The sequence below is a fragment of the Paenibacillus woosongensis genome (genome assembly GCF_030122845.1).
GTDB lineage: Bacteria > Bacillota > Bacilli > Paenibacillales > Paenibacillaceae > Fontibacillus > Fontibacillus woosongensis_A.
The window spans coordinates 65848-90240 of sequence record NZ_CP126084.1 but is presented as its reverse complement, the minus strand read 5'-3'; the positions used below and the strand labels follow the sequence as shown (position 1 = coordinate 90240).

The following is a 24393-nucleotide window of genomic DNA, read 5'->3' as shown; positions in this document are numbered from 1 at the left end:
CGAAACTTCATTTGCGTGTTAGCCCTTACTTGGTTCACCGGGGCCCCCGAAAAGTATTCGGTATACTCTTCGAAGCCTCCGCTTCACTTTTTGGGGTAAAGTTTGGATAAGCCCTCGACCGATTAGTACCTGTCAGCTCCATACATTGCTGCACTTCCACCTCAGGCCTATCAACCTCGTCGTCTTCAAGGGGTCTTACTAAATTGGGAAATCTCATCTTGAGGAGGGCTTCACGCTTAGATGCTTTCAGCGTTTATCCCATCCGCACGTAGCTACCCAGCTATGCTCCTGGCGGAACAACTGGTGCACCAGCGGTGCGTCCATCCCGGTCCTCTCGTACTAAGGACAGCTCCTCTCAAATTTCCTACGCCCACGACAGATAGGGACCGAACTGTCTCACGACGTTCTGAACCCAGCTCGCGTACCGCTTTAATGGGCGAACAGCCCAACCCTTGGGACCTACTTCAGCCCCAGGATGCGATGAGCCGACATCGAGGTGCCAAACCTCCCCGTCGATGTGGACTCTTGGGGGAGATAAGCCTGTTATCCCCAGGGTAGCTTTTATCCGTTGAGCGATGGCCCTTCCATGCGGTACCACCGGATCACTAAGCCCGACTTTCGTCCCTGCTCGACTTGTCAGTCTCGCAGTCAAGCTCCCTTTTGCCTTTGCACTCTGCGAATGATTTCCAACCATTCTGAGGGAACCTTGGGGCGCCTCCGTTACTCTTTAGGAGGCGACCGCCCCAGTCAAACTACCCACCTGACACTGTCCCCGAACCGGATCACGGTCCCAGGTTAGAACTTCGATACGATCAGGGTGGTATCCCAACGGCGCCTCCACCGAAGCTGGCGCTCCGGATTCCTAGGCTCCCACCTATCCTGTACAAATCGCATCAAAGTTCAATATCAAGCTGTAGTAAAGCTCCATGGGGTCTTTCCGTCTTGTCGCGGGTAACCTGCATCTTCACAGGTATTAAAATTTCACCGGATCTCTCGTTGAGACAGCGCCCAAGTCGTTACGCCATTCGTGCGGGTCAGAATTTACCTGACAAGGAATTTCGCTACCTTAGGACCGTTATAGTTACGGCCGCCGTTTACTGGGGCTTCGGTTCACAGCTTCGGGTTACCCCTAACCGCTCCCCTTAACCTTCCAGCACCGGGCAGGCGTCAGCCCGTATACTTCGCCTTACGGCTTCGCACAGACCTGTGTTTTTGCTAAACAGTCGCTTGGGCCTTTTCACTGCGGCCCCCTCGTGCTATTCACACTACCGGGGCACCCCTTCTCCCAAAGTTACGGGGTCATTTTGCCGAGTTCCTTAACGAGAGTTCTTCCGCGCGCCTTAGAATTCTCTTCTCGCCTACCTGTGTCGGTTTGCGGTACGGGCACCTTCTCCTGGCTAGAGGCTTTTCTTGGCAGTGTGAGATCATGACCTTCGGTACTGTAAATTTTCCCTCCCCATCACAGCCCAGCCTTAACGATGTGCGGATTTGCCTACACATCAGCCTCACTGCTTGGACGAGCATCCATCAGCTCGCGTCACTACCCTACTGCGTCACCCCATCGCTCATAACGGATTACGGTGGTACAGGAATTTCAACCTGTTGTCCTTCGACTACGCCTTTCGGCCTCGCCTTAGGTCCCGACTTACCCTGAGCGGACGAACCTTCCTCAGGAAACCTTGGGCTTTCGGCGGATCAGATTCTCACTGATCTTTTCGTTACTCATACCGGCATTCTCACTTGTATGCAGTCCACCAGTCCTTCCGGTCCAACTTCAATCCGCATACAACGCTCCCCTACCCCTGATGCAAAGCATCAAGCCATAGCTTCGGTGGTGTGTTTAGCCCCGTTACATTTTCGGCGCAGAGTCACTCGACCAGTGAGCTATTACGCACTCTTTAAATGGTGGCTGCTTCTAAGCCAACATCCTGGTTGTCTGTGCAACTCCACATCCTTTCCCACTTAACACACACTTGGGGACCTTAGCTGATGGTCTGGGCTGTTTCCCTCTTGACAATGGATCTTAGCACTCACTGTCTGACTCCCGGTTATAAGTCTATGGCATTCGGAGTTTGACTGAGCTTGGTAACCCTTGGCGGGCCCCGCACCCAATCAGTGCTCTACCTCCACGACTCTATTCACCGAGGCTAGCCCTAAAGCTATTTCGGGGAGAACCAGCTATCTCCGAGTTCGATTGGAATTTCTCCGCTACCCCCACCTCATCCCCGCATTTTTCAACATACGTGGGTTCGGGCCTCCAGTGCGTGTTACCGCACCTTCACCCTGGACAGGGGTAGATCACCCGGTTTCGGGTCTACGTCCACGTACTCAATCGCCCTATTCAGACTCGCTTTCGCTGCGGCTTCGGCTCTTCACCTTAACCTTGCACGGGAACGTAACTCGCCGGTTCATTCTACAAAAGGCACGCCATCACCCATAAATAGGGCTCTGACTTCTTGTAAGCACACGGTTTCAGGTTCTTTTTCACTCCCCTCCCGGGGTGCTTTTCACCTTTCCCTCACGGTACTGCTTCACTATCGGTCGCTAGGGAGTATTTAGCCTTACCAGATGGTCCTGGCAGATTCATACGGGGTTTCACGTGCCCCGCACTACTCGGGATCCGTCTCGGAGGGAACAGACTTTCGATTACAGGGCTTTTACCTTCTATGGCCGGCCTTTCCAGACCTGTTCGTCTAATCGGTTCCTTTGTAACTCCATGTGAGACGTCCCACAACCCCAGAGAGCAAGCTCCCTGGTTTAGGCTAATCCGCGTTCGCTCGCCGCTACTGACGGAATCACTTTTGTTTTCTCTTCCTCAGGGTACTTAGATGTTTCAGTTCCCCTGGTATGCCTCTTCACACCCTATGTATTCAGATGTGAGTGACTGCGTATGAACACAGCCGGGTTTCCCCATTCGGACACCCCCGGATCAAAGCTTGCTTACAGCTCCCCGAGGCAGTTTCGTTGTTCGCCACGTCCTTCTTCGGCTCCTAGCGCCTAGGCATCCTCCGTGTGCTCTTAGTAGCTTAACCATAATGCTTCGGTTTTGCGCCTGGCGCTCTGTTGTTCGCCGATTTCTTGATCAAGTAAATTCATACAAGGTAGAAATCGTCTCACAAAGGATCTCCAGTACCAAAACCTACGCTAGCCACTTTTAATTCAAAACTTGTTAGACACAAGTTTCAGCTAAAAGGAATTTTCTAAAACGCAAATTTCGTTTCGTTATCCAGTTTTCAAGGATCAATCTCGTTTACTTTTGGATCGTTCACAAACCGTGTTAACCTAAAGTAACGAGGGTTTTGAGAGTTGAACTCTCAAAACTGACCAACGAGTGAGCATCCGGCGACTTTCGTCGTCCGTAATATTTGAATGTTCTCGTTGCAGAGAACGATTCTCCATAGAAAGGAGGTGATCCAGCCGCACCTTCCGATACGGCTACCTTGTTACGACTTCACCCCAATCATCTACCCCACCTTCGGCGGCTGGCCCCTTGCGGTTACCTCACCGACTTCGGGTGTTGTAAACTCTCGTGGTGTGACGGGCGGTGTGTACAAGACCCGGGAACGTATTCACCGCGGCATGCTGATCCGCGATTACTAGCAATTCCGACTTCATGCAGGCGAGTTGCAGCCTGCAATCCGAACTGAGACCAGCTTTGATAGGATTCGCTCCACCTCGCGGTTTCGCTTCCCGTTGTACTGGCCATTGTAGTACGTGTGTAGCCCAGGTCATAAGGGGCATGATGATTTGACGTCATCCCCACCTTCCTCCGGTTTGTCACCGGCAGTCGATCTAGAGTGCCCACCTTTATGTGCTGGCAACTAAACCTAAGGGTTGCGCTCGTTGCGGGACTTAACCCAACATCTCACGACACGAGCTGACGACAACCATGCACCACCTGTCTCCTCTGTCCCGAAGGAAAGGCCTATCTCTAGACCGGTCAGAGGGATGTCAAGACCTGGTAAGGTTCTTCGCGTTGCTTCGAATTAAACCACATACTCCACTGCTTGTGCGGGTCCCCGTCAATTCCTTTGAGTTTCAGTCTTGCGACCGTACTCCCCAGGCGGAATGCTTAATGTGTTAACTTCGGCACCAAGGGTATCGAAACCCCTAACACCTAGCATTCATCGTTTACGGCGTGGACTACCAGGGTATCTAATCCTGTTTGCTACCCACGCTTTCGCGCCTCAGCGTCAGTTACAGCCCAGAGAGTCGCCTTCGCCACTGGTGTTCCTCCACATCTCTACGCATTTCACCGCTACACGTGGAATTCCACTCTCCTCTTCTGCACTCAAGTCACCCAGTTTCCAGTGCGACTCGGAGTTGAGCCCCGAGTTTATACACCAGACTTAAATGACCGCCTGCGCGCGCTTTACGCCCAATAATTCCGGACAACGCTTGCCCCCTACGTATTACCGCGGCTGCTGGCACGTAGTTAGCCGGGGCTTTCTTCTCAGGTACCGTCACTCTCAGAGCAGTTACTCTCCAAGACATTCTTCCCTGGCAACAGAGCTTTACGATCCGAAAACCTTCATCACTCACGCGGCGTTGCTCCGTCAGACTTTCGTCCATTGCGGAAGATTCCCTACTGCTGCCTCCCGTAGGAGTCTGGGCCGTGTCTCAGTCCCAGTGTGGCCGTTCACCCTCTCAGGCCGGCTACGCATCGTCGCCTTGGTAGGCCATTACCCCACCAACTAGCTAATGCGCCGTAGGCCCATCTGTAAGTGACAGATTGCTCCGTCTTTCAGCACTCCGCCATGCGGCGAAATGATTTATCCGGTATTAGCTACCGTTTCCGGCAGTTATCCCAGTCTTACAGGCAGGTTGCCTACGTATTACTCACCCGTCCGCCGCTAAATTATTTCGGAAGCAAGCTTCCAAAATAATTCCGCTCGACTTGCATGTATTAGGCACGCCGCCAGCGTTCGTCCTGAGCCAGGATCAAACTCTCCATTAAAGTTTGACTTGCTCATTTTGAATCTGACGAGATCAGATTTGCATCTGACTCTATTATTTAGATTTCACTTCCGTGAAACCCGCTCACTCGTTGTTCAGTTTTCAAAGATCAACTTTGTTCTCATTCGTTACCGCTGTTTCAGCGGCAACTTTCTTATCATACAACATCCAGCGATCAATTGCAAGCTTTATTTTTTGTTGCCGTTTAAGCTCTCCATAAAGCTTGTTATTAACGACCGGATATTTAATATACCATCTTTTCAACATAGGCGCAAGCCCTAACACCTATTTTTATGCTTCCAATTTCGTCCACCCCCCGCTCCGTTATTTGCATCGTTAATAACATAGCCCGCATTTCTCCATCATGACAAAACGAGCCCGGCTTTTTTAAGCCAGGCTCGCTCCTATCTATATTATTCCGAACGCATATGCGGGAACAACAACACATCGCGGATCGACGCAGAATTCGTCAGCAGCATCACCAGACGGTCAATGCCAATTCCAAGTCCGCCAGTTGGCGGCATACCATATTCAAGGGCATGGATGAAGTCATTGTCCATCTCATGAGCCTCATCATTGCCGTGCTCGCGCTCAATCAGCTGAGCTTCGAAACGTTGACGCTGATCAATCGGGTCATTCAGCTCGGTAAATGCGTTGGCATGCTCGCGAGCTACGATAAACAACTCGAAACGATCCGTGAACCGCGGATCTTCCTCATTTTTCTTCGCCAGTGGAGAAATCTCCACCGGATGTCCGTAGACGAAAGTCGGCTGAATCAGCGTCTCTTCTACGAATTCTTCGAAGAAAGCATTCAATATATGCCCAAACGTCATATGAGGCTCAACCGGAACTTTGTGTTCTTTCGCCAGGCGGTGTGCTTCCTCATTGCTCATTTGGACGCCGAAGTCTACGCCGGTAACTTCCTTAACAGCATCAACCATTGATACCCGGCGCCATTGCGGCGTAAGGTCTACTTCATGCCCTTGGTAATGCACAACCTTCGTACCCAGCACTTCTTCGGCGATATGAGCGATCATATTCTCCGTCAGCGCCATGATATCCTTGTAATCCGCATAAGCTTCATACAATTCAATCATCGTAAATTCCGGGTTGTGGCGTGTAGACACACCTTCATTCCGGTATACACGGCCGATTTCGTACACTTTCTCCAGCCCGCCGACAATAAGACGCTTCAAATGAAGCTCGATCGCAATTCGCATATAAAGCTCCATATCCAGCGCATTATGATGTGTAATAAACGGACGCGCCGCAGCGCCGCCGGCGATGCTATGCAGTGTCGGGGTCTCTACTTCCAGGTATCCCAATGAATCCAGATAACGGCGCATCGATTGGATTATGCGGGAACGTTTAATAAATGTTTGCTGTACCTCAGGGTTCACAATCAGGTCCACATAACGCTGACGATAGCGGAGCTCAACATCCTTCAGGCCATGGTACTTATCCGGCAGCGGATAAAGCGATTTGGACAGCACTTCAAGATCGGTCACTTTAATGGTTGTCTCGCCGGTCTTCGTCTTAAATACTTCACCGCGCACCCCTACGATATCGCCCAGGTCAAGAATGCTGAAAGCAGCATACTTCACTTCCGGGACACTATCCTGACGGACGTAAATTTGGATTCTGCCGCTCAAATCTTGAATATGAGCGAAGCTTGCTTTCCCCATTCCCCGTTTGGCCATGATCCGTCCGGCAACTGATACCTCTACCTTCTTCTCCTCAAGCTCTTCCTTCGTCATGCCGTCGTAGTCCTGCAGAATTGCACCTGCCATATGAGTACGCACGTACTTCTTACCAAAAGGGTCGATCCCCAGGTTCCACAGCTCGTCCAATTTATCGCGTCTGATTTGTAATAGCTCGCTGATTTCGACTTCCTGCTCCTGAGTGTTGTGTTCCTCGCTCATGTTGATACTCCACTCCTTCTACAACTTTATTATACAGCTTATATTAGCTGAATCTTGCATAAATGCTCACTACTGGAAAGTATTCGACAACAGTGAAAAAAGCCTCCCCTGGGGAAGCTCTTCCAACTCAAAATACCGCCCTATTTCTTAATATCTACGATTTTATATTGAATCACACCCGCAGGGACCGTTACATCGACGATAGCACCCTTTTGCTTACCGAGGATCGCCTTGCCTACTGGGCTTTCGTTTGAAATTTTATTTTGCAGCGGATCGGATTCAGCCGTACCGACGATGGCGTATTCCATCGTATCGCCGAACTCCAAATCCTCTACGGTTACCGTGGAACCAATGCTCACCGTGTCCGTATCAATTTCGTCGTTGTTAATGATACGGGCGTTGCGCAGCATTTTCTCAAGCGTAATAATACGGCCTTCAATAAAAGCCTGCTCATTCTTGGCATCCTCGTATTCCGAGTTTTCACTAATATCGCCATAACCAATGGCAACCTTAATGCGCTCCGCAACCTCACGACGTTTCACGGATTTCAAATTTTCAAGCTCTTCTTCCAACTTCTTCAAACCATCTTGTGTAAGAATAACTTCTTTATCGCTCATCTCAACCGATTCTCCTGTCATGGAAATAATTTTCGCACTATGCGCGCGGTCATGGGCTCCTTCAATATGAATACCTTCCGCCACGGATGGATCTAACCCATTCTCTAACAAGCCCTCAAGGGTCCGAGTTGCCGCATGCCACGGCCGTGAAAATTCACGCATCATTTGAGAATATCATATGCAAACTCATGGAGCTCAGACCACCCCATGTCGTGGAAGTTATCTCCTGAGGCGAATTTATACTGAGAAATTATAGGTGAAGCCTCTCGAAATGTCAATGACAGTACAATTTTCAAATGTAAACGTTTCATGAAGGATGTTTACGTGGCGAATCTTCCTTTTATAATCATTTTCGTAAATTAAGCGGATTCCGCTTCTTTAGCATTCTCAATGGACAGATTAGCGACAAAATTCTCGAGAATTCGTACCATCTCGTCCCGCTTGGTCTCTTCCATGATAACATCCTTGATCCGTGCCGCACCTTGCATGCCTTTCAAGTACCATGCCAAATGCTTGCGCATCTCGCGTACCGCCACGCTCTCTCCCTTGAGAGCGGCCAAACGATCCATATGAAGGATTGCAATGCGGATTTTCTCTTCCGGATCCGGTTCAGGCAGCAATTCCCCGGTTCTCAGATATTCTACCGTCCGGTACAGCATCCACGGGTTGCCCAACGCACCCCGGCCGATCATGACGCCATCGCATCCGGTTTGCTCCAGCATGCGCTTCGCATCCTCTGGGGTCGCAACATCGCCGTTCCCGATGACTGGAATAGACACGGCTTCCTTGACTTGCTTAATGTAGCTCCAGTCGGCTTTGCCGGTATACAGCTGCTCCCGGGTACGGCCGTGTACACTGACCGCCTTGCCTCCAGCCTGTTCTACCGCCTTGGCGTTATCCACCACATAGATATGCTCGGCGTCCCAGCCGATCCGCATTTTGACCGTTACCGGCTTGCTGACAGCATCCACCACGGCGGACACCATTTCATAAATTTTATTCGGATCAAGCAGCCAGCGTGCCCCGGCATCGCATTTCGTCACTTTAGGTACAGGACAGCCCATGTTAATATCGATGATATCGGCATTCGTCTCCTGATCGACAACCTTGGCCGCTTCTACCAGAGAACCCCGATCCCCGCCAAAAATCTGCAGACTAAGCGGCTTCTCCCGCTCATCTACGAACAGCATTTCCTTCGTGCGCTTGTTTCCATGGATGATCGCTTTGTCGCTAACCATCTCCGCACAGACGAGGCCGGTGCCGAACTCCTTGGCAATCAGCCGGAAGGCAGGATTGCAGACGCCCGCCATCGGTGCTAGCACGACCTGGTTCTTCATTTCAATATCGCCAATTTTCAGCATAACATCCCTCCCTAATCATATTGTTGTCGAACTTGCTCGTAACTTGTAGCATTATCCCTGCCAGTCAATTTATTCTGAGGATTTCAATTCAGACATCGAAATGCCCAAAGCATCCACAATTTTAATTAAAATTTGATCTTCTGCACGTCGGTTCCCACGCTCGATCGCTCCGAGGACGGCTAGCGATACGCCGGATCGCTCCGCAAGCTGCTGCTGTGTGAACCCCTTTAGTTTTCGGTAAGCCCGGATTCGCTGCGCCAGTTGCAAATTTTCCAAAAACGTACGCCTTCCTTTCCATCCATGCTGGTCAAAGCTTCTTGGGTGCGCCGGTATAAGCCGGAAGACTCCTCCTCGGCAACGATGTCCGCCAAAGGGACAAGTACAAAGGCACGCTCCATCATCCGCGGATGTGGCAGCGTCAGCAATGGGGTATCTATCTCTTGCCCCTCTACCCATAGCAGATCCAAATCAACGGTTCGCGGCCCATAGCGAATTTTGCGCTCACGCCCCAGCTCAAGCTCAATTTGCTGCATGACAACCAGCAGCTCCTCAGGACCCAGCGTCGTCCGTAGCGCTGCAGTCATATTCAGGAAGCAAGGCTGATCAAGATATCCTACAGGATCGGTCTCATATAGACGGGAGCAGCGGAGCACCTCTATCTTCGGGTGGGCATCCAGCCGAGCCAGCGCCTCCATCAAGGTCGCTTCCCGGTCGCCGAGATTGGCCCCTAAAGCAATATAAGCCTCTGTAGTTCCAGAGGTCGGATGTGTATTCATCGCACGTCTCACTTTCTAGAGCGGTACAACTGCACCGTCACACCTTCAAAATGAATATCAAATGGCGGATGCGGCTTCGTGACATGAACCGTTAACGCATCTACCATAGTATAAGTGTCCAAAACCGAGGATGCAATATGTTCTGCGAGGGCTTCGATCAATTTGAAGCTTTTTCCTTCGACAATGCCCCGCAGCAGCTCATGAATTTCGGCATAGTTCACCGTCTTGCTCAAATCATCGGTCTGTCCGGCTTCCCGCAAATCAAGTTCTAATTCAAGATCGACATAGAAGCGTTGACCAAGCTTGCGCTCTTCCTCAAAAACACCATGGTACCCGTAATATTCCATGCGCCGAAGCACCATTTTATCCATCCATTACCCAACCTTTCCGTCATATAAAATAAACCAGAAGCAGCCAGCAAACCTTAGAAAGCTCAATTTCACGCGCCAGAGCAAGCTAAGGCTATTCACAAAGCTACACGCAAACAATTAAGCATAAACAATAGCATCGCACATTTTGGCCAGTTGTTTGATTTCCTTCACGTCGTGAACCCGCACGATCTGGCAGCCTTGAGCAATGCCAAGAGCTACCGTCGCAGCGGTACCCATAACCAGTTCGTCCACCGGCAAGTCCAGCGTGGTTCGGATAAATCTTTTACGGGACGTGCCGAGCAACAGTGGAAAGCCCAGCTTCATCAGCCGATCCAGTTCCTTCATCACCCGCAAATTCTCCTCATAGTCCTTCGCAAACCCGATCCCCGGATCAAGGATGATCTGCTCATCCCTTACTCCAGCCCGCCGCGCGATCTCTATGCTGTCCAGCAGGTCCGCTTCTACGTCCTGTATTAAATCACGGTAATCCCGATCATGCCGATTATGCATCAAAATAACGGGAGACTTGAATTCCGCCGCCACCTCGGCCATGAGAGGGTCCGCTTTGCAGCCCCATATATCATTGATCATGTGAGCGCCCGCAGCAAGGGACTGTCTCGCCACCTCCGCTTTGTATGTGTCTACCGAAATAGGAATATGGGGGGATTCGCGATGGATCGCTTCTACGATAGGGACCACCCGCTCCAGCTCCTCGTCCAGCGATACAGGCTCATGGCCCGGCCTGGTCGATTCCCCGCCGATATCGATGATATCAGCCCCGTCACGGACCATTTCCAAAGCATGGGCAACCGCCCGTTCCGCCTCATTATAACGTCCACCATCGGAGAAAGAATCCGGAGTTACATTTAAAATACCCATAATCAAAGTCCGTTCACCAAGCTTCAGCTCGGTTTCGCCGCATTGATAAGTCCGCTGATATAGCGTAGGCTGCATGTTATCGTCCCCCTTCTATCTATACACCGCAATTACGTCTATAACTATCTAAAAGCATTTCCGTAACGGGACCGATCATTCCGTCCCCGACCGAATATCTCGACCCCCCCGGCTCAACCAATGCCGTCACTGGCACCAGCTCTTGGATCGAATTGGTCAAAAATACTTCTTCCGCCGCGACCAGCTCATCCCAGGTATAGCGTCCTTCTATAAACGACAGCCCTGACCGCTCCGCAAGTTCTAATACGAAGGAGCGGGTAATTCCCGGCAAAATGCCGGTCCCAATCTCCGGCGTATATAATGTCCCCTCGCGCACAAAAAATAAATTACTGACGATGCCTTCCGCCAAATGTCCTTGGGCTGTCAAAAGCAATCCCTCGGGTACGCCCCCTGGATGGGCACCTCTGATAAGTTCCTCCAGCTCCCGCTTGGCGAGAATATTATTCATATAGTGAAGCGACTTGAGCCTGATCTTCCCCTCAGGGGTATTGCGAGGCGTAGATAAACGCCATAATTCCTTGCCATGGGTATACAGCCCCGAATCAAAGGACGGCAATGGCTTCACATAGATAATAACGCACGGCTCCGTATAATCTTCCGGCGGCAAGCCAAGCGGCCCGGCGCCAGCCGATACAGTCAGCCGGATATACCCATCCAGCAGCTCATTCGCCTTCAGCAATGAGGCGATTTCATATCGCAGCAGTTCCTCCCGGGCCTCGTAACGTATGCCTAATTCCCGGCAACCGCCCCGAAGCCGCTCCAAGTGCCGCTCCAGAAGAAAAGGCTGCCCCCCGTACGTCCGGAATGTCTCGAACAGCCCCATACCGTACATGAAGCCGTGATCCATTACGGATATCACGGCTTCAGCGGATGGGGTCGGAACTCCGTTCACCCCGATATAATTCATACCCCTGCCCCGACCTTGCGGCTAAGGAAGTTGCGGAGAATTTGATGGCCATGATCGGTAATAATCGACTCCGGATGGAATTGAACCCCTTCCACGGCATAGGTTTTATGGCGCAGGCCCATGATTTCGCCTTCCTCGGTCTCGGCGGTAATCTCAAGGCAGTCGGGAAGGCTGGAGCGTTCCACGATCAGCGAATGATAACGGGTTGCCGTAAACGGCGAAGGAAGCCCCGTAAATACGGATTCGCCCTTATGGCGAATCGGCGAGGTCTTGCCATGCATTAGCCGCTCCGCCCGAACGACCTTGCCCCCAAAGGCTTGACCGATAGCCTGATGACCCAGGCAGACGCCAAAGATCGGGATCTTGCCCTTGAATCGGTCAATGACATCAAGAGTTATCCCTGCCTCATTTGGCGTGCACGGACCCGGAGACAGTAGAATGTGATCCGGCTGCAGTTCCTCGATGCCTTGCAAATCAATTTCATCATTTCGGCGTACAACAACTTCTTCCCCAAGCTCGCCTAAATACTGCACGAGATTGTACGTAAAAGAATCGTAATTATCGATAACCAGTATCATAACTTCATCCCCTGTCCTTGGCCTTCGGCGGCGAATTCCTGACTTAACCCGACCGCCATCGTTATAGCTCTAGCTTTATTATGGCATTCCCTGTATTCCCGATAAGGCACGGAGTCGATTACAATGCCTGCCCCGACCTGAATATGTCCTACGCCATCCTTAACGACCAGTGTACGTATAATAATATTTAATTCCATATTTCCGTTGTAGTCAATCCATCCCATAGCACCCGTGTATGGCCCGCGGGTCACAGGCTCCAGCTCCTCAATAATCTCCATTGTCCTTACCTTCGGAGCGCCGGTAATCGTTCCCCCCGGAAATACAGCAGCAATTACGTCAAATGGCGTCTTTCCTGCGTCCAGCAGGCCCTCTACCTGCGAGACCAAGTGCATTACATGCGAGTAATATTCAATAACCATCAACTCACTGGCCCTGACCGAACCAAACTTGGACACACGACCCAAATCGTTGCGAAGCAAATCGACGAGCATGATATGCTCCGCCCGCTCCTTCTCGCTGCTCAGCAGCTCTTGGGCCATGGCCTCATCCTCCTCCGGTGTAGCGCCCCGGCGCCTCGTGCCGGCGATAGGGCGTGTTGCCATCTTCCCCTGCTCCAGCTTCACAAGGAGCTCTGGCGAAACGGAGACAAGCTGAAAATCGGGAAAGCGGAGAAGCCCCATATATGGAGAAGGATTCAGCAGCCTCAGCCATTCATAAATCTCCTCTGGCGAAACTGTAAGCGGAAGCCCTCGTCGCAATGACAAATTCACCTGAAATACATCTCCCGCCGCTATATATTCCTGTACCCGGCGTACCGCCGCTTCGAAATCATCCTGGGCAAAAGAAACGGAAGCGGAACGCTCTAAAATGTCATCCCACTCGGCGGATGAGACATCCCTTGTCGCCAACGCCATTTGGCGGCTCCTTGTCTTCTCAGCTATCGTCCCGTGTTTGGCCTCATGGATGATTTCATTCCAGCGATCAAGCATCAGCGATGCCCGCCGCTTCGCTTTCTCGAAAGCCTGGGCCAGTGACATTGCAGACTGCTCTGCTCCAACAGGACAATGGACGATTGCGTATATCTCTTCCAGCTCATGATCGAACACCCACAGCTCTTCCATGCGCATCCATATATAATCATCGATTCGGAGGTCATCCTCTGCCATCACAGGAAGACGCTCCAAAGAGCGGGCCACATCATAACTGAGATATCCTACGCCGCCTCCGCTGAATTTAGGCAGTCCAGGTACCGCTGGCGACTTAAATGGCTTTAGCCATTCATGCAGCACGTCCAAAGGACATCCTTCAACTTCTACGATATGGCCCGTGGAGGTGTCCTCGATTTGTGCAACAGTTCCTTTTCCCCTTATGACGGACAAAGGCTCCAAACCGAGAAAGGTATAGCGGCCGTCCTTGCCGCTCTCTAACACAAAGGAGTATGGCCGCGCTGTGTTCCAGGCCTGCGCCCAGTCGCCCGGCAGACGGGAATCCGATTTCATTTTGACGGCGCAGGGCAGCATCGTCCAACAGCCCTCCGCTGCCCAGCTCTCCCATTGCTCCCATCGTGTAATGGTAATCATGCTATGTCACTACCTCCAGCCCTTGATGCGTTCTTGTTGCTAGCTAGTATACTAGAACCTCATTCCGTTGAACATCCCCAATAACATGCAACAAAACAATCATAAAACAAGCAACAACCCCCACACCGTCTGATGCAAGCGGTTGGGGGTTGACTCAATATATACAAGCCGCAGCTAGAAATTAAGCTTCGAAATTGTAGAGCGGCGTGCTCAGGTAACGCTCGCCGTTACTTGGAACGACTGCGATTACGCGTTTGCCTTTGCCAAGTTGTTTGGCTACTTTAAGCGCAGCGAAGATGGCTGCACCGGAAGAAATTCCGGAAAGGATGCCTTCCTCTTTAGCCACTTTACGCGCTTGCTCGAATGCTTCCTCGTTCTCTACGTGAATGATTTCATCGTAGATTTCACGATTCAGAATTTCAGGAACGAAGTTGGCGCCGATCCCTTGAATCTTATGCGGTCCAGGTTTGCCACCGGATAGAATTGGCGAAGCTGCCGGCTCGACGGCGTAAATTTTAATGTCAGGGAAACGTTTCTTCAGCACTTCACCTGCACCGGTAATCGTGCCGCCCGTTCCGATTCCTGCCACGAAAGCGTCCAGCTTGCCGTCAAGCGAATCGATCGCTTCAACGATTTCCGGACCTGTCGTCTCGCGGTGGATCTTCACGTTAGCTTGCGTTCTGAATTGATCGGCCAGGAAATAGTCCGGATTTTCAGACAGAATTTGTTCAGCTTTCTTAACGGCACCGTTCATGCCTTCTGCCCCTGGAGTCAGGACAAGCTCGGCTCCATAAGCACGCAGGAGGTTACGGCGCTCAATACTCATCGTTTCAGGCATAACGATAACCGCCTTGTATCCTTTAGCAGCGGCAACAAGCGCCAGTCCGATACCGGTGTTTCCGCTGGTTGCCTCGATGATCGTACCGCCCGGTTTCAACTTGCCCGCTTTCTCAGCTTCTTCCACGATGCTGATCGCAATACGGTCTTTCACGCTTGCACCCGGGTTCTGGTACTCCAGCTTTACATAAATTTCAGCGCTATCCTCGGGGACGATGCGGTTCAAGCGAACAAGCGGTGTATCCCCGATGAGATCTGTTACGTTATTAACGATTCTAGCCATACGAAAACCTCCCTGAGTAATAAAAATAATAAGCTGCAGATAATCTAATCTAGCTGTGATCTGGTTGTAAAAAAACGAAAGCGGAGTCGGATTTACCGCGGTTCTCCTGCCCTCATTTATTTCCGAGTAAATAAGTTGGTATTCTTCTTTCATTATCTTAACAATCAGCAGCGGCAGTTGTCAAGAAAGGATAGAAAAAATACTTTGCGCAATCCGGAAATTTCCTAGGCTCGGCAAAGTATTTTAACAATTTCGACCTTATTTCTTGGTCTGGGCTTGAAGCTCGGCAATACGCTCCGGGCTTATTCTATAAGCCTCGTTGCAGAAGTCACAAACGACTTCAATCTCTTTATTCTCCTCGGCCATCTCGGCAAGCTCGCTGTGACCCAGGCTAACCAGCGTACGTTCAACGCGCTCTAACGAGCAGTTGCAGGCGAACACGACCTTCGATTCGTCCAGCAGCTTAAAGTCCGGTACGATCCAGCCTAGCAGCTCCTCAAGCTCCAGCCCCTGATCCAGAAGAGAGGTAACCGGAGGAAGCTGGCCGATGGCCCGCTCAATCACGTCAATCTCCTGATCGCTCAGCCCAGGCAGCAGCTGAATGATGAAGCCGCCAGCCACGATGACCGAAGAATCTGTATCGACCAGAACGCCTAATCCAACGGCAGACGGAGTTTGCTCCGAGACAGCAAAATAATAGGTAAAATCCTCGGCAAGCTCGCCGGAAATCAGCGGAACACTTCCCCGGTAAGGCTCCTTAAGTCCAAGATCCTTGGTTACATGGATAAAACCCGTCGTTCCGACCGCTCCGGCTACATCGAGCTTGCCCTGACTATTGCTCGGCAGCTGTACATGCGGATTCTTGACATAGCCGCGAACCTCGCAGTTTGCATTCGCATCGGCGATGATCTGCCCGATCGGTCCGTCGCCCTTCACCTGAACCGTGAGCTTCTCATCCCCCTTCAGCATAGCGCCCATCATCGTGGCTGCCGTTACAGTCCGCCCCATCGCCGCTGTTGTTGTAGGATAAGTATCATGACGGCGGCGCAGCTCTTCTACCAGCGCAGTCGTGCGGACGGCAAACGCTCGTACCTTGCCGTTCATGGCCGTCCCGCGAATTAAGCGGTCTTTTTCTTGTTCCGTTCCCATAGATGTGAAGCCTCCTTTTCTGGATGTAATGACTACTCATTGACAAACTGCACTTATTACTGCCTGTCTCCTACTGATTACGCTCGTATATGATACGCAGCCCTTCCAAAGTAAGAAGCTGGTTCACTTCCTGAATCGATTCTGCCTCGCTGGCAATAAGCTCTGCCAGCCCTCCGGTTGCGATTACCTTAGGCTCGGCATGCATCTCCCGGCGAATCCGGTTCACGATGCCATCCACTTGACCCGCATACCCGAAAATAATACCCGACTGCATAGCATGGACCGTATTGCGGCCGATGACCTTCCTCGGCTTCTCCAGTTCGATCCGCGGGAGCTTGGAAGCGCGCTGATATAGCGCTTCTGTGGAAATTCCGATGCCCGGCACAATAGCCCCGCCCAAATAATTGCCGGCAGCATCGATACAATCGAAGGTCGTGGCCGTTCCAAAGTCGACGACAACGAGCGGACCACCATATTGCTCTACCGCGGCCACGGCGTTGACGATGCGATCCGCGCCGACCTCTCGCGGATTCTCGTACCGCAAATTAAGTCCCGTCTTGATGCCCGGTCCAACGATAAGCGGCTTCTTGCGCAAATATTTCTCGCACAGCTCTTCGAGTACATGCATCAATGGAGGGACAACCGAGGAAATGATGACCCCCTCAATATCGCCTACTGCGATCTTGGACATTTGAAACAAATTATGAATCTTTACCCCATATTCATCGGCCGTAGACTGCCGGTTGGTGCTTAGTCGGAAATGGTGAAGCAGCTCTCGGCCCTTGTAGATTCCCAGTACGATATTCGAGTTGCCTACATCTACCACAACGAACATGCTGCCTTACCCCTCTTTCTTCTCGTTCAGATCCAGGCTAATGTCCAGACTGTCAAAGGAATATGTCAATCTTCCGACGGAAATGACATCCACGCCAGTGTCGGCGATTCCGTAGATCGTCTGCAGCGATACGTTGCCTGAAGCCTCTACCGTCACATGCGGAGCTCTCGCCTTAATCCGGCGCACCGCTTCCTTCATCAGCTCGGGCGCCATATTATCCAGCATAATAATATCTGCTCCAGCCGACAAAGCCTCGTCCACCTGCTCTAAATTCTCCGTTTCAACCTCGATCGTCATCGTATGAGGAATTGCCGCGCGCGCACGCTGCACCGCTGGGGCTATGCCACCCGCACCCTTAATGTGATTGTCCTTAATCATGACCGCGTCATACAACCCGAAGCGGTGATTGGAACCGCCACCTACGCGAACTGCATATTTCTCGAGCATTCGATGCCCGGGCGTAGTCTTCCGCGTATCCACGAGCCGTACAGGCAGCCCTTGCAGCGCATCGACATACTGCCGCGTCCGCGTTGCAATTCCGGACAAACGCTGCAGCAAATTCAAGGCAAGCCGCTCTCCCGTCAGAATGCTGTGCGTGCTGCCCTCCACCTCGGCCAACACCGTTCCCTTGCTTATAGTATCGCCGTCCTGCACCAAGGGATTAAACGTAAGCGAAGGATCCACCATCTCAAAGACAAGAGAAGCAATCGGTATGCCCGCCGCAATCCCTGTCTGTTTAGCATGGATGATTCCCTTGGATTGATGCTCAGCAGGAATCGTTACAGCTGCTGTAATATCGCCTGAGCCGACGTCCTCTTTCAGCCAGTGGCGAATGGATTCCATCAAGCCTTCATTATAACCGTTAAACATCATCGCTTATTTCCTCCAACATTCCTTTTTCCCGCTGCTGCAAAATATGCTTCCTCCACACCGCATCATCCCGCTGCGGATAATCTTCGCGATAGTGGCCGCCACGGCTTTCCTTCCGGGCTAGCGCAGATTCAGTCAGCAATAAGGCACATGTTAGCATATTAGCATATTCCCACTGCTCTCGGGTATGGAGAGCTGCATTGAATATCGACAGCTGGCGGCGCAGCTCATTTAGTCCTTGATTCAGACCCTCTTCACTGCGGCGTACACCGGCTTTTCGCACCATAAGCTTCTGCAGCTCCAGCCGCCGTTCTGCGATCGGCCATGTGACGGCATCCTCGCGTGCCCCTCGGCATTGTATGCCTTCGCCTGTTCTCTCCAGTGGAGACAGCTCCGAGATCCGTTCAACGATACGCCGCCCGAATACGATTGCTTCCGACAGCGAATTGCTCGCCAGCCGGTTTGCGCCATGAACTCCTGTCGAGGATACCTCGCCGCAGGCAAACAAGCGATGCACGCTCGTCTCTCCGTGAAGCCCGGTACGGACTCCTCCCATCATATAATGCGCAGCAGGCGCTACAGGAATCCAGTCGGCCGTCATATCAAGCCCGTATCCGAGACAAGTATCGTATATTGTCGGAAAGCGGTGCTTGATCGTCTCAGGAGCCTCGTGCGTTATATCCAGAAAGACGAAGCTCGACTTCGTCTCATCCATCTCGCTGACAATGGCGCGCGCTACGATATCACGCGGTGCAAGCTCCAGCAGCTCATGGTATTTCTCCATGAACCGCTCTCCTTTCACATTGCGAAGCACTGCGCCTTCCCCGCGGACCGCCTCGGATATTAGAAAGCGCGGCGCGCCGGGATAACATAACGATGTCGGATGAAACTGAATGAACTCCAGATCCCGAAGAACGGCTCCAGCCCGGTAAGCGATAGCCACCCCGTCCCCGGTAGCCACATCAGGGTTCGTGGTATACCGATACAACTGGCCCGCCCCGCCGGAACACAGGATTGTAGCCAGCCCTCGCAGGAACACTCGCTGTCCGTCTGGACGCTGCACCAGCGCCCCAATGCACTCATTACCCTCCGTAATCAGATCAATGACAAAATGCTCATTCCATATCTCTATATTAGAGTGGCCGGCTAACTGCTCGGATAACGCACGCACAATCTCATAGCCTGTGGCGTCGCCGTTGGCATGCAGAATGCGCCGGTGGCTATGGGCCCCCTCCCGTGTTAATGCCAGCTCTCCGTTCTCCACATCAAAAGCCGTGCCAAGGGTGATTAACTCCTTCACACAGACAGGCCCCTCATTTACTAGAATATCCACCGATGACGAAGAACATAGCCCTGCCCCGGCCATCAGCGTATCCTGTCTGTGATACTCCGGCGAATCTTCTTCGGAAATGACTGCGGCAATACCTCCTTGCGCATACCGGGTATTACTCTCCAGCAGTGCTTTCTTAGTAATGATGATAACGCGGTGACGCTCACTAGCTTTAATAGCGGTATACAGTCCGGCGATGCCTGACCCGATCACGATGACGTCCGTCTCCACGGCAGGCAGCTCACTTAAATCAAAATCAACCAAATATCGTGGTATCATTACACAGGTCACCTATCTTGAACAAGAGAGTAGCGCATGCTACTTGACTTGTAACATGCGCTCTAGGGAAGTTCTGGCTTTGTCGGCTACGGCAGGCGGCACGTAAATTTGCGGCTGCATCGTCTCCAAGCATTTGACCAGTTTTTTCAAGTTGTTTACTTTCATATTTGGACAGACGAGGAACTTCGTGGCGAAATGGAATGTTTTGTCCGGACTATCCTTACGCAATTGATACCCGGTTCCATCTTCCGTGCCCACGATGAATTCCTTGCTGTTGGAATTTTTGCAGTATTCTAAAATAGCTGTCGTACTTCCGACAAAATCACCCATGGCAACTACTTCAGGACGACATTCCGGATGAACGACGAATTCCGCGTTAGGGTGCTTCGCTCTCATCTCTACGACGTCCTTCACGGTTAGCATGTCATGCGTATTACAGTAGCCTTCCCAGATGATCATCTTCTTGTCGGTATGCTGTTGTACGTAGTGACCCAAGTTTTTATCCGGCACCCAGATGATTTCATCAGAGTCGATCGAATTGATCACCTTAACCGCATTGGATGACGTACAGCAAATATCCGTCTCGGCTTTAATCTCGGCGGAAGAGTTAATATAAGTGACGACCTTGGCGTTTGGATGCTGTGCCTTCAATTTGCGCAGGCCATCCACGTTGACCATATCCGCCATCGGACAGCCCGCCCGCTCGTCGGGAATCAGCACCGTCTTGTTTGGCGCCAAAATCTTTGCGCTCTCCCCCATGAAATGGACGCCGCAAAATACGATCGTATCTGCATCCGTCGAAGCAGCCTTCTGAGCCAGCAAGAAAGAGTCGCCCCGAAAATCGGCAACCTCCTGAATTTCGTCACGCTGATAATAGTGCGCTAAAATAATTGCATTACGTTCCTTCTTCAACTGCAGCAATCTCTCCCGCAGCTCGCGGTTCATTTCCGCTTTCCGCTCTAATGCCAGAGCTTCCACGATGATCCTCCCCCTTAATCCTTCATCCGCCTTTTCTATCTATATAGCGGGATTTTGCACGCCTGCACTATTGATCATAATTCCATCATAACTCCCTGGCAGCTAAGAAGAACGTATAAATTTTCACGTTGCTTGCCATGTAGTTGACGAGGATGTGAAATTCGGTACGTTCTTATTCATGAAAATACCGATCGGTTCACTCCATTGTCACATTACGTTGTTTAACAACTAATTTACACAAGGTCGGTATCCCTGTCAATCGACCTGAACCCTAATACATTAAATTTAAAGGATTACGGTCTGATTTTTTGGTTATTCTCGCCTGGCTGCCAATAACCTTTCTTAGCAAATGCTCCTTCGCCAATCTCACTAGCAAACCATAGCTCCAACGCGCGCTGGCTGGCGTCTCTATGACAGCAGTTGCTAGTCGAAAACGGCAAACTAAACTATTGTACCGAACCTGCAGGCTCCCCGGGATCAGAGCAAGACTAGATCGAAAACTGGGAATTCATTCGTATAGCCGAGACGTAAGATCAGATACGTCAAGCTTAACCGAAGCCAGAGTGAGGATAGACTCTAGACCAAGAAACCGAGAGCCCAAAACGAAAACGAGTCATCAGCCACGAATTAAGAATTCTTAACGAATCTCACGATCGCTATTTATCTAGAAACAATCCCATTTAAAATGTAACGAAACCAGGGAGCGTTAATTCATCCTATGCTGCTCCCAACAGCAGATTTACCGTTAAATAGCGCGGATGAGATTCGTTAGATCTATAATCATAGCAACTATGTGCAATCAACGTGGATGAGATTCGCTAGACTTAAATAACAAGCAAATGCTTCCTTCAAATCGCCTTTCGTGGTTATAGAACTGTTCAGCCGCTCTAGAACTTATTAATTATACGCACATATACGCACGGGAAAAAAAGAGCAGCCCCTGGTAAACTATCCAAGGGCTGCCCTGATTCATTTGCAATCGACCGACTATACTGTCGGGTTATTGTTTCCATTGCTGCCGTTGCCTTTGGTTGGGTCATCCCCATCAGGACGGTCAGCATTCGGCAGATCGTTAACTGTTCCATCCGGCGTATCCACAACCGGATCGCTTGTCACATCATTCGCCGATCCATTAGGCACATCATTAGGAATGTCCCCGGTTGGGATGCCCGAGGCGCCTGAGGAACTGTCCTCTGGCTTGCCTTGGATACGAACGCGCACATCACCGATATTATCGACGATCGGCTCGCCCGATTCTCCCGAATTATCGCTGCCTTCGCCGCCTTCGCCAGGCTCAAGCAATTTCCCATGCTCGATCAGTTGCTTGATTTGATCCAGCTCCAGCGTCTCCTTCTCGAGCAAAGTCTGCGCAATAAGATGCACTTCCTTGGAATGCTCGGTCAGAAGCTGCTTACACCGCTCATACATCTCTGTAATGAAGCGCTGCATTTCCTGATCGATCTCATAGGCGATTTGATCGCTATAGTTCTGTTCATGGCCAATATCGCGACCCAGGAATACCTGGCCTTGCGATGTGCCAAATTGCATCGGTCCAAGCTTCTCGCTCATACCGTATTCTACAATCATGCTGCGCACGATGCTTGTCGCTTGCTGGAAGTCACTGTATGCTCCAGTACCGATTTCGCCGATGAATAACTCCTCTGCCACGCGGCCGCCCAGGAGGCCCGTTACCTTGTCAAGCAGCTCCTGCTTCGTGACAAGCATCCGGTCTTCCTTCGGAAGCATAATGACATATCCGCCCGCACGTCCGCGCGGAATAATAGTTACCTTATGCACCATGTCCGCATGCTCCAAGAAGTAGCCTACAATCGTATGGCCTGCTTCATGGTAAGCTACGATACGCTTCTCGCGATCGCTGATGACGCGGCTGCGCTTCTCCGTACCTACGATGACGCGGTCGATCGCTTCATCAACCTCTCTCATCGAAATATCCTTGCGATTGCGACGTGCCGCGAGGAGTGCCGCTTCATTGAGCAAGTTCTCGAGGTCAGCACCCGTAAAGCCTGTCGTACGCTTCGCAATAATATCCAGCCGGACATCATTCGTCAGCGGCTTGTTGCGGGCATGTACCTTAAGTACTGCCTCGCGGCCTTTTACATCTGGACGATCGACCGTAATTTGACGGTCAAAGCGTCCCGGACGCAGCAGCGCCGGGTCCAGAATATCCGGACGGTTCGTTGCCGCAATAATGATAATGCCTTCATTCGCTCCAAATCCATCCATCTCAACGAGCAACTGGTTGAGCGTCTGCTCCCGCTCGTCATGACCGCCGCCAAGGCCAGCGCCACGCTGACGGCCGACAGCATCAATCTCATCGATAAAAATAATGCAGCTAGCTGATTTCTTCGCATTCTCAAACAGGTCCCGTACCCGCGACGCACCGACACCGACGAACATTTCCACGAAGTCAGAACCGGAAATGCTGAAGAACGGAACGCCGGCTTCGCCCGCAACCGCACGGGCAAGGAGCGTCTTACCGGTACCCGGAGGACCTACGAGCAGTACCCCCTTAGGAATACGTGCCCCAACAGCGGAGAATTTGCGCGGATCTTTCAGGAACTCGACAACCTCGACAAGCTCCTGCTTCTCCTCATCCGCCCCGGCAACATCCTCAAACGTCACCTTCTTCTTCTCCTCGTTGTAGAGACGCGCCCGGCTCTTGCCAAAGTTCATGACTTTGCCGCCGCCACCCTGCGCCTGGTTGAACAGGAAGAAGAACAGAATAAACATAATCGCAAGCGGCAGCAGCGAAGTCAGGAACGTAAGCCAGATGCTCTGCTCCTGCATCTTCTTCCAGTTCAACTGAAAGCCATTCTGCTCGCTTAAATCCACGATTTCCTTCAACACATTCGGGTCGTAAGGAATATAAGTCGTGAAATTCGTCGTTTTGCTCTCTCCGACGGCTTGCTTATATTTACCGGTTACCAAGTAAGCGTAACCGTCAAATTTCCCTGTCATTTCCTGGACGTTATCGGCTTTCAATTGCTGACGCAATTGATCGAATCTAGGGGTGTCGGCCGTTTCATTTGTGCCGGTTAGGATTTGGACGATGCCCACCACGACTAAGAAAAGTATTAAATAAAAACCAGAATTCCGGATGAACCGATTCATCCCCTGCCTCCTCTCAAAACAACTTAAGTTATTTTACCATAGTCCCTTACTCATTATCAAAAAAGTCGCAGGCGATGTTCGGCCAAAGGCCAGATATGGGCTTTAGCTCTTGTACACTTCTGGCTTCAAAACTCCGATGTAAGGAAGGTTCCGGTATTTCTCGGCATAATCAAGCCCATAACCGACAACAAATTCATCCGGAAGCACGAATCCTGACATGTCAGCCTCCAAGTCGACCGTGCGTCCAGCCGGTTTATCAAACAGAGTAACGATCTTGACGGAATTGACCTTCCGCCGTTCCAGAACATCCACCAGATAGCTGAGAGTCAGGCCGCTATCGATAATATCCTCTACGATCAGAACATCGCGTCCCTCCACAGAGGTATCCAAATCCTTGATGATCTTGACTTCGCCGGACGATTTCGTTGATGCTCCGTAGCTGGATACAGCCATGAAATCAAGCTCAAGCGGTACGGTAATTTCTTTAACGAGATCCGCCATAAAAATAAAAGCGCCCTTCAGAATGCAAATGACGAGCGGATTGCGTCCTGCATACTCTTCACTAAGACGCTGTCCTAGTTCTGCTACTTTATCCTGAATCTGTTCCCGGGTAATTAAAATTTCCTTAATGTCGTTCTGCAAAATAAGTAGACCTCCTACGTTATACTATGAATGTCT

General features: G+C 51.3%; 19 protein-coding genes and 2 rRNA genes. All 21 read right to left on the bottom strand.

Translation table 11 applies throughout. The features are described from left to right. Positions 1-102: 102 nt before the first annotated feature. Positions 103-3032: ribosomal RNA gene (locus QNH46_RS00395) — 23S ribosomal RNA — on the bottom strand. A gap of 369 nt (positions 3033-3401) precedes the next feature. Beyond that, positions 3402-4957, bottom strand: a 16S ribosomal RNA gene (locus tag QNH46_RS00390). Together the 16S and 23S rRNA genes form the textbook arrangement of a ribosomal RNA operon. A gap of 101 nt (positions 4958-5058) precedes the next feature. Next, positions 5059-5223, bottom strand: a complete 165-nt coding sequence (locus QNH46_RS00385) for a hypothetical protein (protein ID WP_283926462.1) — start codon at positions 5221-5223, stop codon at positions 5059-5061. 146 nt (positions 5224-5369) lie between these two features. Then, positions 5370-6878, bottom strand: coding sequence for a lysine--tRNA ligase (gene lysS, locus QNH46_RS00380; protein WP_283926461.1), 1509 nt, complete (start codon positions 6876-6878; stop codon positions 5370-5372). A 140-nt stretch (positions 6879-7018) separates the two neighbouring features. Next, entirely contained in the window at positions 7019-7495 is a 477-nt protein-coding gene (greA, locus tag QNH46_RS00375; protein ID WP_155613557.1) for a transcription elongation factor GreA, read from the bottom strand. 359 nt (positions 7496-7854) lie between these two features. Continuing rightward, positions 7855-8856 (bottom strand): tRNA dihydrouridine synthase DusB, encoded by a 1002-nt coding sequence (gene dusB, locus QNH46_RS00370; RefSeq protein ID WP_283926460.1) that lies wholly within the window; start codon positions 8854-8856, stop codon positions 7855-7857. Between the two features lie 69 nt (positions 8857-8925). Further along, on the bottom strand, positions 8926-9132 hold the full coding sequence (locus QNH46_RS00365; RefSeq protein WP_155613531.1) for a helix-turn-helix domain-containing protein: 207 nt from the start codon (positions 9130-9132) through the stop codon (positions 8926-8928). Next, the gene (folK, locus tag QNH46_RS00360; RefSeq protein WP_283926459.1) at positions 9084-9632 is read right to left on the bottom strand and encodes a 2-amino-4-hydroxy-6-hydroxymethyldihydropteridine diphosphokinase; all 549 of its coding nucleotides are present in this window, start codon (positions 9630-9632) and stop codon (positions 9084-9086) included. The genes QNH46_RS00365 and folK overlap by 49 nt, the downstream gene beginning before the upstream one ends. Before the next feature lie 8 nt (positions 9633-9640). Then, complete coding sequence (gene folB / locus QNH46_RS00355; RefSeq protein WP_155613533.1) at positions 9641-10003, bottom strand: dihydroneopterin aldolase; 363 nt, start codon at positions 10001-10003, stop codon at positions 9641-9643. A gap of 117 nt (positions 10004-10120) precedes the next feature. Next, entirely contained in the window at positions 10121-10957 is an 837-nt protein-coding gene (folP, locus tag QNH46_RS00350) for a dihydropteroate synthase (RefSeq protein WP_283926458.1), read from the bottom strand. A gap of 19 nt (positions 10958-10976) precedes the next feature. Next, entirely contained in the window at positions 10977-11864 is an 888-nt protein-coding gene (locus tag QNH46_RS00345; RefSeq protein WP_283926457.1) for an aminotransferase class IV, read from the bottom strand. Then, the gene (pabA, locus tag QNH46_RS00340; RefSeq protein ID WP_213595393.1) at positions 11861-12442 is read right to left on the bottom strand and encodes an aminodeoxychorismate/anthranilate synthase component II; all 582 of its coding nucleotides are present in this window, start codon (positions 12440-12442) and stop codon (positions 11861-11863) included. Before pabA ends, QNH46_RS00345 begins: the two co-directional genes overlap by 4 nt. Beyond that, positions 12439-14022 (bottom strand): anthranilate synthase component I family protein, encoded by a 1584-nt coding sequence (locus tag QNH46_RS00335; protein WP_283926456.1) that lies wholly within the window; start codon positions 14020-14022, stop codon positions 12439-12441. Before QNH46_RS00335 ends, pabA begins: the two co-directional genes overlap by 4 nt. 181 nt (positions 14023-14203) lie before the next feature. After that, a complete protein-coding gene (cysK, locus tag QNH46_RS00330; RefSeq protein WP_155613538.1) occupies positions 14204-15142 on the bottom strand; it encodes a cysteine synthase A in 939 nt (312 codons plus the stop codon). A gap of 258 nt (positions 15143-15400) precedes the next feature. After that, entirely contained in the window at positions 15401-16291 is an 891-nt protein-coding gene (gene hslO / locus QNH46_RS00325) for an Hsp33 family molecular chaperone HslO (RefSeq protein WP_283926455.1), read from the bottom strand. A 70-nt stretch (positions 16292-16361) separates the two neighbouring features. Beyond that, on the bottom strand, positions 16362-17126 hold the full coding sequence (locus tag QNH46_RS00320) for a type III pantothenate kinase (protein WP_283926454.1): 765 nt from the start codon (positions 17124-17126) through the stop codon (positions 16362-16364). Between the two features lie 6 nt (positions 17127-17132). Further along, positions 17133-17999, bottom strand: a complete 867-nt coding sequence (gene nadC, locus QNH46_RS00315) for a carboxylating nicotinate-nucleotide diphosphorylase (RefSeq protein WP_283926453.1) — start codon at positions 17997-17999, stop codon at positions 17133-17135. After that, complete coding sequence (nadB, locus tag QNH46_RS00310) at positions 17989-19605, bottom strand: L-aspartate oxidase (protein ID WP_283926452.1); 1617 nt, start codon at positions 19603-19605, stop codon at positions 17989-17991. The genes nadC and nadB overlap by 11 nt, the downstream gene beginning before the upstream one ends. Positions 19606-19644: 39 nt before the next feature. Beyond that, positions 19645-20583 (bottom strand): quinolinate synthase NadA, encoded by a 939-nt coding sequence (nadA, locus tag QNH46_RS00305; RefSeq protein ID WP_213595381.1) that lies wholly within the window; start codon positions 20581-20583, stop codon positions 19645-19647. A 987-nt stretch (positions 20584-21570) separates the two neighbouring features. Further along, positions 21571-23715: an ATP-dependent zinc metalloprotease FtsH gene (gene ftsH, locus QNH46_RS00300; protein WP_283926451.1), complete on the bottom strand. Its 2145-nt coding sequence runs from the start codon at positions 23713-23715 to the stop codon at positions 21571-21573. 102 nt (positions 23716-23817) lie between these two features. Next, positions 23818-24357: a hypoxanthine phosphoribosyltransferase gene (hpt, locus tag QNH46_RS00295; protein WP_283926450.1), complete on the bottom strand. Its 540-nt coding sequence runs from the start codon at positions 24355-24357 to the stop codon at positions 23818-23820. Positions 24358-24393 lie beyond the last annotated feature (36 nt).

What these genes read in the sequence shown, in the direction of transcription:
- QNH46_RS00335 (WP_283926456.1), bottom strand. Translation starts at nt 14,022, where the DNA reads ATGATTACCATTACACGATGGGAGCAATGGGAGAGCTGGGCAGCGGAG.
- folK (WP_283926459.1), bottom strand. Translation starts at nt 9,632, where the DNA reads ATGAATACACATCCGACCTCTGGAACTACAGAGGCTTATATTGCTTTA.
- hslO (WP_283926455.1), bottom strand. Translation starts at nt 16,291, where the DNA reads ATGGGAACGGAACAAGAAAAAGACCGCTTAATTCGCGGGACGGCCATG.
- cysK (WP_155613538.1), bottom strand. Translation starts at nt 15,142, where the DNA reads ATGGCTAGAATCGTTAATAACGTAACAGATCTCATCGGGGATACACCG.
- QNH46_RS00385 (WP_283926462.1), bottom strand. Translation starts at nt 5,223, where the DNA reads ATGTTGAAAAGATGGTATATTAAATATCCGGTCGTTAATAACAAGCTT.
- lysS (WP_283926461.1), bottom strand. Translation starts at nt 6,878, where the DNA reads ATGAGCGAGGAACACAACACTCAGGAGCAGGAAGTCGAAATCAGCGAG.
- nadC (WP_283926453.1), bottom strand. Translation starts at nt 17,999, where the DNA reads ATGATGTTTAACGGTTATAATGAAGGCTTGATGGAATCCATTCGCCAC.
- pabA (WP_213595393.1), bottom strand. Translation starts at nt 12,442, where the DNA reads ATGATACTGGTTATCGATAATTACGATTCTTTTACGTACAATCTCGTG.
- QNH46_RS00320 (WP_283926454.1), bottom strand. Translation starts at nt 17,126, where the DNA reads ATGTTCGTTGTGGTAGATGTAGGCAACTCGAATATCGTACTGGGAATC.
- greA (WP_155613557.1), bottom strand. Translation starts at nt 7,495, where the DNA reads ATGAGCGATAAAGAAGTTATTCTTACACAAGATGGTTTGAAGAAGTTG.
- nadB (WP_283926452.1), bottom strand. Translation starts at nt 19,605, where the DNA reads ATGATACCACGATATTTGGTTGATTTTGATTTAAGTGAGCTGCCTGCC.
- folP (WP_283926458.1), bottom strand. Translation starts at nt 10,957, where the DNA reads ATGCAGCCTACGCTATATCAGCGGACTTATCAATGCGGCGAAACCGAG.
- QNH46_RS00345 (WP_283926457.1), bottom strand. Translation starts at nt 11,864, where the DNA reads ATGAATTATATCGGGGTGAACGGAGTTCCGACCCCATCCGCTGAAGCC.
- folB (WP_155613533.1), bottom strand. Translation starts at nt 10,003, where the DNA reads ATGGATAAAATGGTGCTTCGGCGCATGGAATATTACGGGTACCATGGT.
- dusB (WP_283926460.1), bottom strand. Translation starts at nt 8,856, where the DNA reads ATGCTGAAAATTGGCGATATTGAAATGAAGAACCAGGTCGTGCTAGCA.
- ftsH (WP_283926451.1), bottom strand. Translation starts at nt 23,715, where the DNA reads ATGAATCGGTTCATCCGGAATTCTGGTTTTTATTTAATACTTTTCTTA.